Annotated in this window: 15 protein-coding genes and 2 pseudogenes; 2 read left to right on the top strand and 15 right to left on the bottom strand. The window is 54.6% G+C overall.

The annotated features are described in order from the left end of the window. Positions 1–112, top strand: a 112-nt coding sequence (locus ABLN87_RS13745) for a 4Fe-4S dicluster domain-containing protein (RefSeq protein WP_353011084.1), incomplete at its 5' end; no start/stop codon positions are given. Positions 113–386: 274 nt separating this feature from the next. Here the strand turns inward: ABLN87_RS13745 and ABLN87_RS13740 are convergent. The 15 genes and pseudogenes from ABLN87_RS13740 to ABLN87_RS13670 all read right to left on the bottom strand — a co-directional run bounded on the left by ABLN87_RS13740 (position 387) and on the right by ABLN87_RS13670 (position 15,901). After that, complete coding sequence (locus tag ABLN87_RS13740; RefSeq protein ID WP_353011070.1) at positions 387–755, bottom strand: cupin domain-containing protein; 369 nt, start codon at positions 753–755, stop codon at positions 387–389. Positions 756–771: 16 nt separating this feature from the next. Further along, a complete protein-coding gene (gene argE, locus ABLN87_RS13735; protein ID WP_353011082.1) occupies positions 772–1,917 on the bottom strand; it encodes an acetylornithine deacetylase in 1,146 nt (381 codons plus the stop codon). Position 1,918: 1 nt separating this feature from the next. Continuing rightward, positions 1,919–3,988, bottom strand: coding sequence for an FAD-dependent oxidoreductase (locus ABLN87_RS13730; RefSeq protein WP_353011068.1), 2,070 nt, complete (start codon positions 3,986–3,988; stop codon positions 1,919–1,921). A 107-nt stretch (positions 3,989–4,095) separates the two neighbouring features. Next, positions 4,096–4,827, bottom strand: a complete 732-nt coding sequence (locus tag ABLN87_RS13725; RefSeq protein WP_353011080.1) for a LysR substrate-binding domain-containing protein — start codon at positions 4,825–4,827, stop codon at positions 4,096–4,098. Positions 4,828–4,842: 15 nt separating this feature from the next. Next, positions 4,843–5,031 (bottom strand): annotated as a pseudogene (locus tag ABLN87_RS13720) (helix-turn-helix domain-containing protein); the annotation flags it as partial. Between the two features lie 24 nt (positions 5,032–5,055). Continuing rightward, positions 5,056–6,552: an aldehyde dehydrogenase gene (locus ABLN87_RS13715; RefSeq protein ID WP_353011067.1), complete on the bottom strand. Its 1,497-nt coding sequence runs from the start codon at positions 6,550–6,552 to the stop codon at positions 5,056–5,058. Between the two features lie 15 nt (positions 6,553–6,567). After that, positions 6,568–7,242, bottom strand: a complete 675-nt coding sequence (locus tag ABLN87_RS13710; RefSeq protein ID WP_353011065.1) for a DUF1028 domain-containing protein — start codon at positions 7,240–7,242, stop codon at positions 6,568–6,570. A gap of 83 nt (positions 7,243–7,325) precedes the next feature. Then, on the bottom strand, positions 7,326–7,742 hold the full coding sequence (locus ABLN87_RS13705; protein ID WP_353011063.1) for a RidA family protein: 417 nt from the start codon (positions 7,740–7,742) through the stop codon (positions 7,326–7,328). A 23-nt stretch (positions 7,743–7,765) separates the two neighbouring features. Then, complete coding sequence (locus ABLN87_RS13700; protein ID WP_353011061.1) at positions 7,766–9,043, bottom strand: flavin-containing monooxygenase; 1,278 nt, start codon at positions 9,041–9,043, stop codon at positions 7,766–7,768. Positions 9,044–9,837: 794 nt separating this feature from the next. Next, a pseudogene (locus tag ABLN87_RS13695) lies at positions 9,838–10,159 on the bottom strand (hypothetical protein). Positions 10,160–10,389: 230 nt separating this feature from the next. Continuing rightward, entirely contained in the window at positions 10,390–12,054 is a 1,665-nt protein-coding gene (locus tag ABLN87_RS13690) for an amidohydrolase (protein ID WP_353011059.1), read from the bottom strand. Between the two features lie 59 nt (positions 12,055–12,113). Beyond that, positions 12,114–13,136 carry an extracellular solute-binding protein gene (locus ABLN87_RS13685; protein WP_353011057.1) on the bottom strand — a complete coding sequence of 341 codons (1,023 nt, stop codon included), beginning with the start codon at positions 13,134–13,136 and terminating at the stop codon, positions 12,114–12,116. Positions 13,137–13,164: 28 nt separating this feature from the next. Further along, complete coding sequence (locus tag ABLN87_RS13680) at positions 13,165–13,953, bottom strand: ABC transporter permease (RefSeq protein ID WP_353011055.1); 789 nt, start codon at positions 13,951–13,953, stop codon at positions 13,165–13,167. After that, positions 13,950–14,843 (bottom strand): ABC transporter permease, encoded by an 894-nt coding sequence (locus tag ABLN87_RS13675; protein ID WP_353011053.1) that lies wholly within the window; start codon positions 14,841–14,843, stop codon positions 13,950–13,952. Before ABLN87_RS13675 ends, ABLN87_RS13680 begins: the two co-directional genes overlap by 4 nt. Next, the gene (locus ABLN87_RS13670; RefSeq protein ID WP_353011051.1) at positions 14,840–15,901 is read right to left on the bottom strand and encodes an ABC transporter ATP-binding protein; all 1,062 of its coding nucleotides are present in this window, start codon (positions 15,899–15,901) and stop codon (positions 14,840–14,842) included. Before ABLN87_RS13670 ends, ABLN87_RS13675 begins: the two co-directional genes overlap by 4 nt. Positions 15,902–16,051: 150 nt before the next feature. Here ABLN87_RS13670 and ABLN87_RS13665 point away from each other — a divergent pair, with 150 nt between their 5' ends. Further along, positions 16,052–16,828: a helix-turn-helix transcriptional regulator gene (locus ABLN87_RS13665; RefSeq protein WP_353011049.1), complete on the top strand. Its 777-nt coding sequence runs from the start codon at positions 16,052–16,054 to the stop codon at positions 16,826–16,828. The last annotated feature ends 64 nt before the right edge of the window (positions 16,829–16,892 follow it).

Raw genomic sequence — 16,892 nt, 5'->3', positions numbered from 1 at the left:
CAACTTTCAGAACTGCGTCCACTGCAAAACCTGCGATATCAAGGACCCCAGCCAGAACATCACCTGGACCACGCCACAGGGTGGGGATGGTCCGAACTATCCTAATATGTAAAGATCAAATGGTTAGCTGAGCCAAACTGTATCAACCCGTCACGACCGGGTTCATATGATTTCTGAAGCTACTTTAGGTTGCCTTTCAGAGACGCTAATTGGCGTAAAACAATTGAAAATTTGTGCGTAAAATCAACTGATCTTTCAGGCAATTCGTGGTGTTTTGCTACCGATCCCTGACCTTTAGAGCTGTGCATCTAGGTTGTAGGGTTTTCTGCTTAAGACAAACCTCGGCAACTCTCTAGCCGTTTTGGATCGGGGGACCACACTGTGTGTTACACGTCCAAAGTTACGGCAATGTAAGATTTGCGTGCTTCGTCGGAGCGGATGTCCCACACGATGGGCGTTCCTTTTGCAATGATCCAGCTATCACCAGGCCGATAAACCACGGTTTCGCCCGTCGCTTCGTTGGTCAGGGCAACTTCACCATCCAATAAGGTGGCATGTTCGTGGAACCCATAAGTTACTCGATATTTGCCGCGTGTGACGCTGTATTGGCCACCGAACACAGGCGCATCCGGATTTCCGATGTCGAAACTGCCGGCGCATTTGATATCGCCTTCAATCGTCTCCGAACCAATAGATTCGGGGTTGCCCCACAAATCCAATGCATCTCGTTTCTTGTTCTGAAGATAGGGGGTCATAGACATGCTTTAGGCCTCATGCTTTGAGATCGTTAAGGATACGGTCCATCATCGCGTCACACACAGACAATTGCTGAAGCGACAGGTATTCGTCGGGCTTGTGCCCCTGCCCTTCCATCGAACCCGGTCCGCACACCACGGTAGGAATGCCAAGCATCTCAAAGAACCCGGCCTCGGTTCCAAAGGCAACTTTGGTGGTGGTGCGTTGTGCTAGTTTCTGCGCGTAGGCAACCACGGGATCGTCTTCGCTGACGTTTAGTCCGGGATAAGCGTTGTACTGTTCAACGTCGATCCGAGCCCCGCGCCAAACTGTGTGATAGGGTCTCGCTGTGCGATCTGCCGCTTGCTGAATACGGTCTAATATGTCCTCGGCACGATCAACAGCCAAGTGGCGGTATTCGAATGTCAGCTCAGCTCGGTCGGGAACAATGTTCAGTGCCATGCCGCCTGAGAGTTTTCCAACGTGAACCGTCGTATAGGGAATGGTATAAGCGTCGTCCCGCGCGCCGTTAAAGGCAAAATCATCCTGAATCGTGCGCAACTCGATCAAGAAGTCGGTCGCAAGATGCAACGCGTTGACAAACTGTGGGGCCAGCGCGGAATGACCGTTTTGCCCATGACACACTGCGCGTAGAGCCGCTTTGCCCTTGTGCCCAACAGCTACCTGCATTTCCGTCGGTTCCCCGACGAAACAGGCGCGTGGTTGGCCGATCAATGGCGTGAGTTGATCCAGCATTTGCTGAATTCCCACGCATCCAACCTCTTCATCATAAGATAGTACGATTTTCAGAGGTTCTTTTAGTTTAGCATGGGCCGCTCGATCCGCCAACGACAGCACTGACGCGATATATCCCTTCATATCGGTAGTGCCGCGCCCGTAAACTCTGTCGTCTTCGCGGGTTAGACGAAACGGATCGTGAGACCATGGCTGGCCCTCGACCGGCACGACATCGGTATGGGCTGACAACAACACTCCCGGACCAATCGGGCCAGTTTCCGCGTAGATTCCTGCCTTGGCTCCTGTTGGGTCGCCAATTCGGCGCACGGAAAATCCCCGCTCTGCAAGATAATCAGTGACATAATCGATCAATTCGAGGTTGGATTTGGCGCTGATTGTGTCAAACCCAACAAGCCGATCAAGTATGTCCAGGGTCAGTGTCATATCAGTCGACGGCCAATTCCGTGATTTCTCGCCGGAACGGCAGGTCATCTCCGATATCCGGCGTATCCAGCTCACGGGCATAGCGGTGACCCGCATAAGTCGCCCAGGCAATCGGTCCCGGTGCGTTGGCATCACCGATTAGCTTGACGGTCTTGATCCCCGCATCTGCCCAATCGCCTTCGCGGGCCATCAGGTCCTCGAATATCTGGTCGTTTCCGACGCGCGACGCGACCATGACCACGGAATCCGCTTCGATCTTCCAGGTCCGGTCGGTATAGGTGCAATTGGACACAACATGATCGGGGTGGATTTCTGTGATCCCCTGGTTCAACACGATCTCGACACCAGCCTCGACCAAACGTGGATGGATCGCAATCTGTTCCAGTGTGTTGTTGGTCCAGTCACTGACAAAAGCTGACGGTGTCACCAGTGTGACCTGCGCCCCATTCTTGGCCAGCATTTCAGCCAGAACGCCACCCATGTAATAGTGGTCATCGTCATAAACAACGACACGGCCTTCGGGAATCGTGCCATCCATCAGATCGTCAGGGGTATAGATTTTGGCCCCTTCGGCGATGGGCATTGGTACAACGTGCTGACGCGAAACACCATCACGCCGCCATGTGGAACCGGTGGCTAGACAGACATTTTCGAACCCGAATTCCAGAATGCTTTCAGCATCCAATTCGCTTTCAAAATAGGTTTCAACATTCGGCTTCTGACTGATCTGGTATTCGCGATACTCTAGAACGCGGCCCCAAGCGCTGAGGCCCGGGAGTTTACGTTCCTTGGCAACTCGACCGCCCAGCGTCGTAGTAGCTTCGGCAATTGCCACGTCATAGCCACGTTCAGACAACGCGCGCGCTGCTTCTAAGCCTGCAGGACCAGAACCCACGACCAGCACGTTTTCGCTATCGCCCTTTTGGTTCATCCGTTCGGGGTGCCAACCCTTGCGCCACTCTTCCATGAAGGTGGGGTTCTGGGTGCAGCGGCTGATCGACATGGTCATGTCGCCGGTAATGCAGATGTTGCAGCCGATGCATTCGCGGATATCGTCGATCCGACCTTCCTCGATCTTTTTCGGCAGGAACGGGTCGGCAATAGACGGACGGGCGCAGCCGATCATATTCAGGACGCCCGATTTGATCTGCTTGACCATCGTATCTGCCGAAGTGAAGCGGCCCACACCCACAATCGGTTTATCAGTCAGTTCCTGAATGCCGCGCACCAGATTTTCCTGCGCCGATTCACCCTTGAATCGCGAGGGGCCTGAACAATCCTCCCATGTACCCTGCGCCAGATCCCAAAGGTCGGGCAGGTCTTTGTTCATCTCGATATAATCACGCACCTCAGCGTTCGAGAAACCAAGCTCACCAATGGTTTCATCCAGGCTGACACGCAGGGCGATACCCATGGTATCGCCGACGGCGTCCTTGATGTCACTGATCACCTCCTGGCTGAACCGGGCGCGGTTTTCCAGGCTACCGCCATATTCATCCGAGCGCTGGTTGGTGGCACGGCTCAGGAAGTGCTGGAAGATGCCAAAGCCGTGGGCACCATAGAGGTTGATCAAATCAAAACCTGCCTCTTTCGAGCGCTTTGCCGCATTCACGAACCAACGCCGCAGATCGCGAATGTCAGATTTCGACAGCGCGCGCGCCTGAACCGGATCATTGGTAAAGGTCCTGATCGGAAGCGCCGAGGGCGCCAGCGGCACTTCCTTAGTGTAAAGGTTCGGGCCATTGATGCCGGAGTAAGCCAACTGAATACCGGCCAATGCACCGTGTGTTTTCATCTTTTCGGACATCTTGCGCAGTTGCGGGATGTCCTTGTCTTCCCACAGGCGAAGTTCGATGAACGGAGTAATCTCTGAGGTATGGTGCATCTCGCACTGCTCTGTGAATATAACACCCCAACCGCCCTCGGCCTTGATACCGCGCATCTCGGCAGCCGCAGACGGATCACGATAACCGCCACCATTGCAGTGTGGAACCTGATAAAATCGGTTTTTTGCCGTGAGTGGTCCGATTTGTACCGGTTCGAACAAGATATCGTAACGTGGGTCGCGCAATGCCGCCTCCTTCGTTTCAGAGTCGACGTATAAGATACAGGTAAATGTACCGCCCTAAAGTTGGGCTTGCGAAATCAACGATTAGTTTTGCTCTAACGCGGTCACGCTCACTTCTTTTTCGTCTCAATTCCCGGCAAGGCATTTTTTTCCACCAAATCAGCGCAGTAATTGATGAAAGACTTGACTGAAATCGTGTTTTCCGCGTCCGTCGCCATCAGCAATCCAAGGCGCATTGGCCGCTCATTGCCAAGCAAAGGGATCGTCCGAAGAGGTTTTCCATCTGGTGACAGATCATTCAATGGTTTGATGTTTGCCAGCCCGAACCCGTATCCGTTCGCAACCAGACTTCGCATGACCGCCATGTCCTTGGTTTTCTCAGCAATGTATGGCTTTTTTCCGATCTTCTGGAAGAACGATAGGAAATACTCAGAACTGAAAGGCAAATCGAGTAGCACCATTGGATGATCCGCCAGCATCTCTACCGAAACGAAGGGATGTTTGGCGAGCGGGTGACCTTCACAAACCAATGCGTAGGGTGGGAGCTCGGTCAGTGAAATAAACCGAAGATCGGCTGGAATATCAAGGTTGTAGGTAAGCGCTATATCGATCTCAGCCCGGCGAATATTACTGAAGATATCTGCCTGGTTCAGCTCGAACTGACGCACGCGAACTTCGGGAAAAGCATCCTCGAAATTGCGCCTTATGCTTGGCAGGATCATTTGGGCGAATGTCGAAAGGCATCCAACATTCAATGGCCCCCGCGCAACACCCACAATGCTGCCAGCTAGGTCCATCAAACCTTCGGCTTCGCGCAGCACGATACGCGCCTGATCCAACATCGCCCGTCCCGCCTGAGTCAGAGAAAGTCCCTGCGCGTGCTGACGCACAAACAAAGGCAATCCGAATTCTTTCTCTAGCTGAGAAATTGCCGCCGAAATTGAGGGCGACGATACGTTAACCTTTTCAGAGGCAACTGCGATTGAGCCCGCCTCGCCGACCGCTACGAAATATTCAAGCTGACGTAACGTGTATCTGATCGGCAAGGGCAGTCTCTTTTTATGGTTGGTTCAAGCCTTGTACTTGATCCACGTTGTTTTTAAAGCAGTATACTTTTCAAGCGAGTGCAAGGACAAGTCCCGGCCAAACCCTGACTGTTTCATTCCCCCGAATGGGGTCTGCGCCGACAGGGCATCGACGGTATTCACCGACACCGTACCCACCATCAGCTTGTCGGATACGCGGCACGCTCGGCTAAGGTTGTCCGTCCAAACGGAAGCCGCCAAGCCGTAGATCGAGTCGTTGGCCATTGCCACCGCTTCATCTTCCGAGTCAAAAGGGATAACAGACAGAACCGGGCCAAAAATCTCGTCCCGAGCCAGGGGATTGTCGTGCGTTACGTCATCGAAGATCGTCGGCTGGATAAAGCAGCCTTTGCCACCGACTGTCACCTGTTCTCCACCGGCGACCAGATTGGCAGATTTTTTGCCTTCTTCTACAAAGCGCATGATGCCTTGCGTTTGTTTTGCATCCACGATCGCACCCATTTTAGACGCCGGATCCAGCGGGTCGCCGGGCTGCATATTGTTGGCACGCGCGATCAGTTTCTCTACAAAAGCATCCTTGATCGAACGTTCAACATACAGACGCGAGTTGGCCGAGCACACTTCGCCCTGATTGAAGAAGATACCAAATGCCGCCATGTCGGCTGCCGCATCCAGATCCTCGCAGTCAGCAAAAACCAGATTGGGGCTTTTACCCCCGGTCTCTGGCCAGACCTGTTTCAAGTTCGATTGGCCGGAGTATTGCATGAACATCTTGCCAATCACGGTCGAGCCGGTGAAAGCCAGGCAGTCAACATCCATGTGAAGCCCCAAGGCCCGGCCAGCCGTGACACCGAAGCCTGGCACTACGTTGAAGACGCCATCAGGCACACCAGCTTCGGCCGCTAATTCTGCAAGCCGCAGCGCCGACAGGGGCGATTGCTCTGCCGGCTTCAAAACGACCGAGTTACCTGCCGCCAGCGCTGCGGCGCCCTTCCAGGTCGCCATGTCCAGTGGGAAATTCCAGGGCGTTACCGCGCCTACAACACCCAAAGGCACACGAGAGACCAGCGCCAGATCGCCGGGTGCGGTGGGGGCAACCTCATCATAGATTTTGTCGATAGCTTCAGCATACCACTGGAAGAAATGCGCCGATCCAGGTGCATCCACAGTGACAGCATCGGTGACCAGTTTACCCATATCCAGACTGTCCAGCAGCGCCATCTCTTCCAGATTGGCTCGGATCAGGTTGGCCAGCTTCAGCAAGATCTCTTTGCGGTCACCAGGGGCCATACGCGACCAGCGCCCGTCTTCAAACGCAGCGCGACCTGCTTCGACGGCACGATTGATGTCAGCTTCGTCTCCTTCGGCTACCTGTACCAAAACCTCGTCGGTGGCGGGGTTGATACAATCAAATGTCTTGCCCGATGCCGCGTCGACGAACTTGCCATCAATGAATGCCTGGCCTTGTAATTTCAGGTTCGCGGCACGGGTTTTCCAGTCTTCGTGTGAATAGTCCAGCATTCGGAATCTCCCTGATTATTCGTCGCCCGGCACGCCGTATGAGGGCGCTTCGCGCGGGTCCAGCGCACGCTGGATGTAAGCGTCAAGTTGCGGTTTGTAGATGTCCCAGGCGGTCGCGATGTTTTCGATCGGGCAATCTTCGGTCCAGTCGCAGCGCAGATCCACCACCGGCCAGCTGACCTTGTCCACGATTTTCATCCCGGCAGAATGAACCGAACCGGCCTCACCTCCAGCGGCAAGTGCGGCACGCATCGCTGCAATCAAACGGTCACCGATATGACCCGACGCGGACAGGAAACCATCGACAATCGCTTGCGGCACAGTGTCGTTGGCCAAAAGATTGCCGCCAGACGCAACATTCTCAGCTTGTGCTTGTGTCCAGATGCCCAAAGAGTTGGGACCTGAGTGGATCGCGGTCGTACCGTTTACATCAACAGCCAGAACCTGCCTGTATTCGATGAATTTTCCACGCTTCACGACCTCGGCCATCGCATCGGCTGCCGACAGGCCCTGTTTCATCAGATCCAGTGTGAGGGGACCGAGGCTGGGATCAGTGACATTCTGCGAAGCAACAGCACCAACCCCTGCGCGCGCGAACGAGCAACGGGCGGCGACAGCCGGAGAAGACGACGAAATGGCCAACCCAAACATTCCAGTGTCCGGACAGCGCGCAACCAGAGAAAAAGTCATGACGGACTCCTGTAGACAGATTCGAGACTGGGCCGCGCTGAACTAAGGGGAGAAGGGAGCCAGCGCAGCCCAGCCATCCCGAGTTAATCGGGAATAACTGCAGTTCCATCGATTTCAACAAGCCAATCGGGCCGCGCCAAAGCTTGCACAACAAGCCCGGTCGAGCAGGGATGCACACCTTTGATATACTCACCCATGGTGCGATAAACCGCTTCGCGATGGCGGACGTCGGTGATGTAGACGACAACCTTCACCAGATGATCCATCGAGCCGCCGGCTTCTTCGATCAACTGCTTGATGTTCTGCATGACCTTGTGTGTCTGTTCGACCGGATCATGGCTGTTGATATTGACGGCGTCGTCTAAGTTCTGTGGACACTGGCCGCGCAGATAGACGGTTTTACCACCCTGCGTGACGACAGCCTGGCACAGGTCGTTGTCCAGATTTTGCTCGGGATAAGTGTCGGAGGTATTGAATTTACGGATGCGTGTATGCGTCATTTCAGAATCCTGCTTTTGTCGATTTATTCTGCCGCGGAGGCGACAACGGCGGCTTCGCCTTCGTACTTGCCGTAGGAGCACTGGATCGCGATCTGGTCGGCCACGTATTTGGCGTCATGCCAGACCCCCCACAGGAACGACGAACCGCGACGCGATTGCCATGGCAAGCCTAGGAAGTAGACGTCCGGGGCCTTCGAAACACCGCGCTGGTGTACCGGCGCGCCGCGTTCATCAAAGGCGTCCTCCTTAAGCCATTTGAAATCCTGACGGAAGCCGGTCGCCCAGATGATCGTGGTTACGCCTTCTTCGGCCAAGTTAATGCCAGTCAGCGGGATGGCGAGGCTGTCCGGGTCAGGGTGTACGATGCGAGCTTCGGGTTCTTCCGGCAGGGCAATTCCGGTGCGTTCGACATAGGCGTCGGCCATGTCCAGAACTTCCTTGTAGTTTGCGTCGCCATTCGCCACGTTCTCCTGCAGGTCGCCCTTGAAGCTCAAAACGCCATCGGCATAGCCAGCGGTTAGGCCCGTCAGGCGCACGCCTTCATTGCCCAAGCGGCGGAAATCCATCGTGCGGCCACCGTAGGCACCGCTGACCGAGATGGTCACGTGCTCTGTGCCCGGTGCTGGTGCAGCCATGTCCCACAGTCCCAGAACACCCAACCACCAAACGAAGTCACGGCCACGGTAGCGACGCGGAGGACGGTCATGCGGGCCAACCGACAAAAAGACCTTCCGGCCTGCACGGTTCAACTCATCTGCGATCTGAGCGCCTGATGAACCTGCCCCCACGACCATCACGGCGCCGTCGGCCAGCTGTTTTGGGTTCTTGTAGTAGAAAGAGTGAATTTGGTCGATGCCCGCCTCTTCTGGTACGATCGGCGGAATGACTGGGTGCTGGAACGCGCCCGTGGCTGCGATGATGCGGTTGCACTCGATCTCACCCGCACTGGTAGTTACCAGAAAACCACCTTTTCCCGGCTGTCGCGTTGCTTCTACCACCTCTACGCCTTCTCGGATCGGTGCCTTGATCATGGCTGCATAATCAATCAGGTACTGCGCAAAGCGGTCCTTGGTAACGAACTCATCGGGATCGTTACCTTCGAACAGCATATTCGGGAAACGGTCATGCCAAGCCGGGCCATTGGCCACCAGCGCATCCCAGCGACCGGTGCGCCAAGCTTCAGCAGTGCGGTTCTTTTCCAGCACGATATGCGGGATATTGTTGTTGCTCAGATGCTCACTCGCCGCGATACCGGCCTGTCCTCCGCCAACAACCAGCGTATCCGTCTTTTCAATTGTCATATCGAGATCCTCTATTAGGCGCTTCGAGAGTCGCTACCCACATGGGCGCAGCCTTTCTGTAATCTTAGAAATCGACGATGCTTCTGAGAAATATGATCTCGTTAAGCATTGCTTGGGCTATGGCTAAGACCAGTTTCTAAATAAGCTGGGTTATCGCCCGTCGGCCCCAGAAGCCATCATCCCTATGGAGCTGAGGCAGATCATGCCCCAATGGTCAATTTGGGCCAGTATGACCGGGCTACACTGTTGACCTTCGGGTTGACAGGTTCCATTCAGTACGTTGCCTGCGCAACAATCGGTTCGTAAATTGTTGGAACCGCGAGCTCTGTGTGATTCGACCGTTATTTGCGACAAACTTGATTGCTGCAAAAGCGTAGGGTCTGGAATGTCCGCTCCTCGTTTGTCAGTCCCGAATGCGGCGAAAAGGCGGATTGAATCTCATCCTTCAGACTGACTTTCTATGACCGCATTGTTGACACATGCTGCCTTGCAGCGAGAACCATGCCGCGCTCGCGAGCAGTTTCTGAGTCGGCAATGGCAGCACTGGCAAAAGGCGGCTATGTCCGCGTCCAGGAATTTCTGATAAAAAACCTTGCCGTGGAACGCACGAACGCCTGGTTCTCCCGCAGCGCTGCGACACCTAATATTGAGTGCGTGCAAAAAATATGTGCCGCGAGCGCGCGCAGCGAGAAAATCAAAATTCAAAGGATGGGGCTCAGTCCGGTCAACTTCTACCGTTCGAACGTAAGTCTGGTCTGGATTGGCGAACGACAGATGCCGTCCGCCAACGTGGTTCAAATGTCGACCCGCTCGGTGATACCTAGAGCATCTTCAAGTTCGACACCAAGGTATCTAACAGTGCTGTCAACTTTTGTGTGGCCGAGTAGGAGTTGTACGGCACGGATGTTGCCAGTCTTGCGCTAAATTTCCGCCAGCTTGGTCCGGCGCAGCGAATGGGTGCCGTAGGGCCAAGTCGCGACAATAGCCCGCAAGTTCGAGTCGCCCGCGTATTGCCCAGACCGGTTTGGGAAGCAGCGGTCGTTTCTGGCCGATGATCCGATCCTTGTTCCACGCTCTGCGTTTCGGTGTGACTGCGGGAAGTTGAACTCTTGGCATGGTTTGCCCTCCAATCTTCCCGCCAAGCCCAGACATCAGCACCGCGCTGACTTATTTAGACTACCGTGGGCCTGAATAGACGCTATCCGACGACATTTGCTTGGGGATCGCCGCAGTTGCATTGGGCCGGTCTGAGCACAAAGGGACTAATGCTGCAGTCAGTCGAAATATCCACTTCTAGGCTTGGCTGTCGAGAAAACCTAACCCCACCGAGTAACCCCATCGCTCGCTTAATCTCCACCAAACGTGATCGTCCCATCGCAGACGGTGAGCGCGACAGGCAAATTTCTCAGTTCGTTCGGTGTGTGGGTTGCAATGTTTCCGTCTAGCATGACCAAATCTGCCGCTAGCCCGGTCCTGAGGCATCCGTGGTGATGTTCTCGGAATGCCATCCAAGCATTCACAGCGGTATAGCTATCCAACGTCTCCATCAGAGTTTGGCTCTGGTCTGGCCAATTCAGCCCGAGGTCCACTGGAACAACGGCACACTGAATATTGGCCATAACATCCACCGGCACGACGGGCCAATCGGTAGAGAACGCCAGGGGGATGCCTTGGTCACGCAGAATTCGCCACGCACAAGACCGCGCGTATTCATCTTCATAAAGAACAGTGTTTGGTTGGGGTGGTTCAAAGAAGCCGGCAAAGGCGGCGTGGCGGGGTTGCATCGACGCCACCACATCCAGCGCTTTCATCCGGTCAATATCCGCCTCGGAAATGACTTCAATATGTTCGATCCTGTGACGCGCATCGCGTTTTCCGTTGTGTTTGCGGGCGTATTCATATCCATCCAGCACGCGGCTGACGGCCAGATCCCCCACGGCGTGCACGCTGATCTGTAGGCCCATCGCATCTGCGATACGGCAGGCTTCGTTAAAGTGGTCGGGGTCAAACACCGCTTCGCCCTGCGTGCCGGGGGTATCGGGATAGGGGCGGGACTTTAGGGCGGTCCGGCTTTCAAGCACCCCATCCATGAACATCTTCACACGACCGGACCAGACTTTGTCGCCTCTGTATTGAGCGTGCATCTTGGCGGCTTCTTGAAGGCGTTCCAGCGGGTCATAGTTTTTCAGATGCATGGGCACCTGGACCCGCACCTTCAACCGCCCTTCGGCCTCTAATTCGCTGAGGAGTTCAAGTTGGTAAAAATTACCATCCATATTGTGCAACGTGGTGATGCCATGCGCGGCCACATGGTCTATCCCTTTTAGTAGCAGCTCTTTGTCCGCCTCCCGTTCGGCTTTTGTTGCCGCCGGATCAGGGTCGTCGCCGGTGACATATCCTAACATATCGCGCCCGCCCGTGCGCGACAGGGCCAGAACCGGGCCGAAGGCACCGGTTTCCAGCAAGATCCCATTGGCCAGCCCGTCATCCCCCATCATTACAGTGCTGCCTTCGGGCATATCAGCCCCGTGCAAAAGGCCTGCTTTCTCAAGCGCACAGGTGTTGGCCCAGACGGTGTGAAGGTCAGCTGCAAGCAGTGCAAATGGCCGATCCGGCAGGATTGCGTCCAACAACATACGTGGAGAGGTTGTCTGACCTGAAAAGAGACCGTAAAACGCGCCGACCCCAAGAACCAACGGCTCATCGGGGCGGTCGTCTGCATAGGTCAAGACCGCGGGTTGCACTTCAGCCAAGTCTGAAAACCCGCCAACGGGCAAAAAATCCAGCTCGGCTGATCCCTGAAACAGATGCACATGGCTGTCGATGAAGCCGGGTAAAACTGTTCGCCCCTTGGCGTCGATCACCTTGGTATGCGGCTGGGCGAGTGCCTTTATTTTATGCGTCTGGCCTATGGCACAAATTCGGTTTCCTTGTATGGCAATCGCTTCGGCGCGCGGATGTTCCGGCACCATCGTCAGAATGCTCGCATTATAAATGATCAGGTCGCTCATCTACCGTCAGCTTTCTATGGAAAAAGTGGCGGGGCAACGCCCCGCCAATTGAGGAGGTATTACTGCAGAAGTGCGGTCCAAACGCGGTTCTGCAACTCTACCGCCTCGGGAGAGCAGGTTTGTGAGAAGACAAGCGGTGTGCCTTCCGGGGGCGACAATTCGTGAGCCGTTTTGAGCTTTTCGCTCATATGGGCATCGCTGCCAGAGATCCCGTTGGAGTATCCGGCGAAATTCGATTGAATGGCGATGTTTTCAGGGTCCAACAGGAACTCGATGAACTTAATGGCATTGTCATAATTGGGTGCGCCCTTGGGCACTGCAATGTTGTCAGCCCAGGCAATCACCCCCTCCTTCGGGAAGGCGTATTTCATGGCTGGGTTTTCATCACGTGCCCGAATGGAATATCCGTTCCAGTTCTGGTGCACCGCAACGTCGCCTGAGGTCAGACGTTCCAGAATGCCATCTGAATTATAGGTTTTCACGTGGGGTTTCTGAGCTTTGAGTAGATCAAGAACCTTTTGCATGTCTTCGGGGTTTTCATTGCACAATGGCAGACCCAGCGAGATCAACCCCATCGAGATCACCTCGTCGGCGGATTTGAACATGCCAATTTTGCCCTGCAACTCCTCGGAGGGCTGGAACAGAACATCATAAGTGTTGATGTCGCCGCCATAGACATCGGTGTTCACGGTGAACGAGGTCGTGCCCCATTGCCACGGAATTGTATAGGTGTTGTCCTTGTCCCAACTGGGGCTGGTGAAATCCGCGTTCAGGTTGGCTGCACCCTCAAGTTCCGAGGCATTGATCGGTTGCAAGAGCCCTTCTGAGACAAAGATTTCGACAAAGTTGTGGCTGGGGACAACGATGTCATATCCGGTGGCACCGGATTGAAGTTTGGCCAGCAGCGTTTCATTGGAATCATAGGTGTCAAGCGTTACGGATATGCCGGTTTCTGCTTCGAATTTCTTGATGAGCTCTGGTGATGTGTAATCCGTCCAGTTGTAAATAAACAGCTCTCCCTCGGCAAAGGCAGCACTGGTGCTCAGCAGCAGGCCAAGCAATGATGTTGTGATCTTCTTCATGGTTTCCTCCCAATTGTGAACCGCGCCCCTATTTCTTTTTTCCGACCAGATAGGACGCGGTGACGATGAGGACTGAAATCCCCAAAAGAACGGTCGAGATGGCGTTGACCTCTGGTGTGATCCCCACACGCACGAGGCTGTAGATATAGATTGGCAAGGTGGTGGACCCGGCCTCGGCGACCATTAGTGTGATGATGAAATCATCCAGAGAAATGATGAAGGCGAGCATGGCCCCAGACACGATGCCTGGCATGAGAATGGGCAGCGTGATCAGGCGCAACGTGTCCCATTTGTTGGAGTACAGATCCTGCGCGGCGGCTTCCAGATTCTCATCCATCCCATCCAGCCGCGCGCGAATTGGCAGATAGGCAAAGGGGATGCAGAACACCGAATGCGCAATGATGATGTTGCCCAGTCCAAGCGACAGACCAATTGCCGAGAAAAAGGTCAGCGTGGCAACGGCCGTTACGATTTCGGGCACCATCAACGGCAGGATCAACACCCCGCCGAACAGGTGCTTGTTTTTCACGGCCCGATTTCGCGATAGCGACAGCGCCGCCATTGTCGCCATGATTGTGGCATTGAAAGTTGCGCATACTGCGATGATCAGGCTGTTTTTTGTGGCACGCTGAATGTCATCATTGGCAAAGGCTTTAACGTACCATTCCAACGAAAACCCGCTCCAGACCGTGGCAGAACGTGATGCGTTGAAAGAAAACACCACAAGGATGATCAGCGGCAGATATAGGAACAGAAAGAAGGACAGCGTGACCCAATTGAAACCGGGCAGCCAGCGAATATCGTGTTTCTGGTTCAATGGACCATCCCCCCACCATTCTTTTTGGAGCTGCGGGCATAGGCGTAAAGGCAGATCAGAACCATCGCCATGATCACCATCGCGAGCGCCGATCCGAACGGCCAGTTGCGGGCGGACGAGAATTGCAGCTGTACCAAAGAACCCAGCATCAGGTTCTTGCCACCGCCCAGAAGGTCAGGCGCGATAAATGCACCCAAGGCAGGAATAAAGACAAGGATAGATCCTGCGATGATCCCTGGCATCGCCAGCGGGATCACCACGTGGCGCAACGCTACCCAGCGGTTAGAATACAGATCACGTGCCGCTTCTATCAAGCGCCGATCCAAACGTTCAAGCGCGGCATAGATTGGCAGGACCATAAACGGCACATAGGTATAGATCAGTCCCAAAGCGATCGCGCCTTCGGTGTACAGAAGGGTCAGCGGCGCATCGATCAGCCCCAGCTTCATCAACCCGCCATTGATCAGACCGGTGTCACGCAGCACAAGGATCCAGCAATAGGTGCGGATCAACAGGTTGGTCCAGAATGGGATGGTAATGAGCAGAAGAAAGATATTGCGGCGCTCTTCAGGTTGGCAGGCGATGTAATAGGCGACGGGAAATCCCAGAACTAGGCAACCAACGACCGAGACGATCGCAACCCAGACGGACCGAAATGCGATTTTCAGATAGGCCGGATCAAAGACCAATTGGTCAAACAAGTCCCGCTGGAACAATAGGCGTTGATACGCATCAGCCGAAAATTCGGGCTTTACCCCGCCGTAATCCCCCGGTGCAAGAAACGAGTAGACCAGAATGATCAGGATCGGCACGATCATGAACAGGCCAATCATCGCTGTGGCCGGGATCAGCGCCGCGTGTGACCGAATTGTTTCCACCAGACGTGTCATGTTGTCAGCACCCGCACGGCGGCCGGGTCGATGTCGACCACCACATCGGACCCCACGTCGGCGATGGCGGTTCCATCCTTGTGGTTTTCGGACCGAACGGTCAGTGAACCGCCTTGTGCCAATTCAACGACGTAGTCGGTGCTGTTTCCGAGATAGAGAATGTCTGCCACCTGCCCGGACAACCCTTTGCCTTTGCGCTTGAGGGTTGCTTTCTCGGGGCGAAAAAACAGCGTTACCTTGCTGCCTATACCTGCCTCGGTCTCAGGTCCAATAAGGGTCTCTCCGTTGGCCAGTTTATACCCGGTTCCCCCCAGCGCCTCGGCGTCAAAGAAGTCGGCATCGCCAATGAACTCTGCGACAAAGCGGTTCCTTGGAAATTCATAAATGGTCGCCGGATCGCCAACCTGCTGAATTTCCCCCTGCGACATTACCGCGATCCGGTCGCTCATCGCCAATGCCTCTTCCTGATCGTGGGTGACAAACACAAAAGTGATCCCGGTTTCTTTCTGAAGACGCTTCAACTCTGCCCGCATCGATTGCCGCAACTTGAGGTCGAGTGCAGAAAGTGGTTCATCCAAAAGCAAAACGCGTGGATGTGGGGCCAGTGCACGGGCCAGCGCCACACGTTGCTGTTGCCCACCGGACAACTGGTCCGGTTTGCGCGCACTGAACGCAGACAGATGCACCAGATCGAGCATCTCTTGGGCCACACGCTTAGCCTCGACATCTGATTTGCGCAAACGCTTCAGGCCAAAGGCAACATTGTCCAGAACGGACATGTGCGGGAACAGTGAATAATGCTGAAACACCGTGTTGATTGGACGTTTTTCCGGTGGCAGATGCGCGATGTCATCTCCGAACAATCTGAGTTCACCTGCGGTCGGCACCTCGAACCCCGCCATAAGACGCAAAAGCGTGGTTTTGCCACAGCCCGATGGGCCTAGAAGCGTAAAGAACTCATTGTCGTTGATCGTAAGGTCGGCATTTCGCAGCGCCCGCACCGGGGGTGACCCCGGGTATGTTTTTTGCAGCCCAGTCAGGCCAATTGCGGATGTCATACCACCCCTCCCAAAATCTCGCGTTTTTTGTTTGCGTTGTTGATTTCAACGTTAAGTGACACGGAAACCCTCGACCAATACCACCAGAGTGGTATTTTGAGGGATAAGATGGCAGATTTGGTGGTGTTTTAGCGGCGAAAAGGGCGGAGAATGGATGAGTATGATTTTCTGGGAGACGTCGCGGTTGCGGGTAGCGTGGACAGTTTTGATCGCGCGATCACTCCGTTTCTCAGCCAGGCGTTCCACGCCAAAAGCTTACTTGCGATCCATTTTCATCGTACGCGCCTTCCCAAGGTTCTGTTTCGCTGGATCCCTGACAAGACCCTGCGTCAGCTCTTTGATAAGCGGTATGAGAAATTGGGCTTTATGGTGGACCCGTTTTTTCACCGCGCTTTTCTGGTCCAAGATTGGGAGGCCTGCTTGCTAAGAGACATTGCGCCGGACCGGTTTGAATCAAGCGAGTATTTCACCAACTACTTTGGGGACACAAATATGGTAGACGAACTGGGGTTTGTCGCGCGGATCGACAATGATACCGCCGTTCACCTTTCGATGGGGCGCAACCAAGGGCAGCGGCGGTTTCGCACCAACGACGTTGTCAGGTTTGGGCAGTTCGCAAAAATCCTGGCCCCAAAGCTAAGGCAAATTCTGATCAATCAGCCCGCAGACGACGTCGTGGAAGCGCAGCCGTTGGATCGCAGGTTTCACGCCATGGCCCAAGCACGTCATACAAATATCTCTATACGCGAGGCCGAGGTTGCCGCCTTGATTGTTCAGGGTCATTCCAGCCGAGCCATCGGTTTGAAGCTTGGGATTTCTGGCCTAACGGTCAAAGTCCACCGTCGGACGCTATACAAAAAACTGAGCATCTCATCACAAAATGAACTGTTCGGATTGCTGGTCAATTATGTAGGGGCAGATGCGTAACAGTTCAGCAAACAATAAGAGAACCGTTCTAGCCTGAGATCTCATGCAGCAATTCAACAATCTC

Source organism: Ruegeria sp. SCP10 (assembly GCF_040329495.1).
GTDB lineage: Bacteria > Pseudomonadota > Alphaproteobacteria > Rhodobacterales > Rhodobacteraceae > Ruegeria.
The sequence above is the reverse complement of the archived record's forward strand: the minus strand, read 5'-3'. Positions and strand labels throughout refer to the sequence as shown.

Bases quoted from the DNA above. Each gene is read 5' to 3' on its own strand.
- ABLN87_RS13740 (WP_353011070.1), bottom strand. From the start codon at position 755: ATGACCCCCTATCTTCAGAACAAGAAACGAGATGCATTGGATTTGTGG.
- argE (WP_353011082.1), bottom strand. From the start codon at position 1,917: ATGACACTGACCCTGGACATACTTGATCGGCTTGTTGGGTTTGACACA.
- ABLN87_RS13725 (WP_353011080.1), bottom strand. From the start codon at position 4,827: ATGTTGGATCAGGCGCGTATCGTGCTGCGCGAAGCCGAAGGTTTGATG.
- ABLN87_RS13715 (WP_353011067.1), bottom strand. From the start codon at position 6,552: ATGCTGGACTATTCACACGAAGACTGGAAAACCCGTGCCGCGAACCTG.
- ABLN87_RS13710 (WP_353011065.1), bottom strand. From the start codon at position 7,242: ATGACTTTTTCTCTGGTTGCGCGCTGTCCGGACACTGGAATGTTTGGG.
- ABLN87_RS13705 (WP_353011063.1), bottom strand. From the start codon at position 7,742: ATGACGCATACACGCATCCGTAAATTCAATACCTCCGACACTTATCCC.
- ABLN87_RS13700 (WP_353011061.1), bottom strand. From the start codon at position 9,043: ATGACAATTGAAAAGACGGATACGCTGGTTGTTGGCGGAGGACAGGCC.
- ABLN87_RS13690 (WP_353011059.1), bottom strand. From the start codon at position 12,054: ATGAGCGACCTGATCATTTATAATGCGAGCATTCTGACGATGGTGCCG.
- ABLN87_RS13685 (WP_353011057.1), bottom strand. From the start codon at position 13,136: ATGAAGAAGATCACAACATCATTGCTTGGCCTGCTGCTGAGCACCAGT.
- ABLN87_RS13675 (WP_353011053.1), bottom strand. From the start codon at position 14,843: ATGACACGTCTGGTGGAAACAATTCGGTCACACGCGGCGCTGATCCCG.
- ABLN87_RS13670 (WP_353011051.1), bottom strand. From the start codon at position 15,901: ATGACATCCGCAATTGGCCTGACTGGGCTGCAAAAAACATACCCGGGG.
- ABLN87_RS13665 (WP_353011049.1), top strand. From the start codon at position 16,052: ATGGATGAGTATGATTTTCTGGGAGACGTCGCGGTTGCGGGTAGCGTG.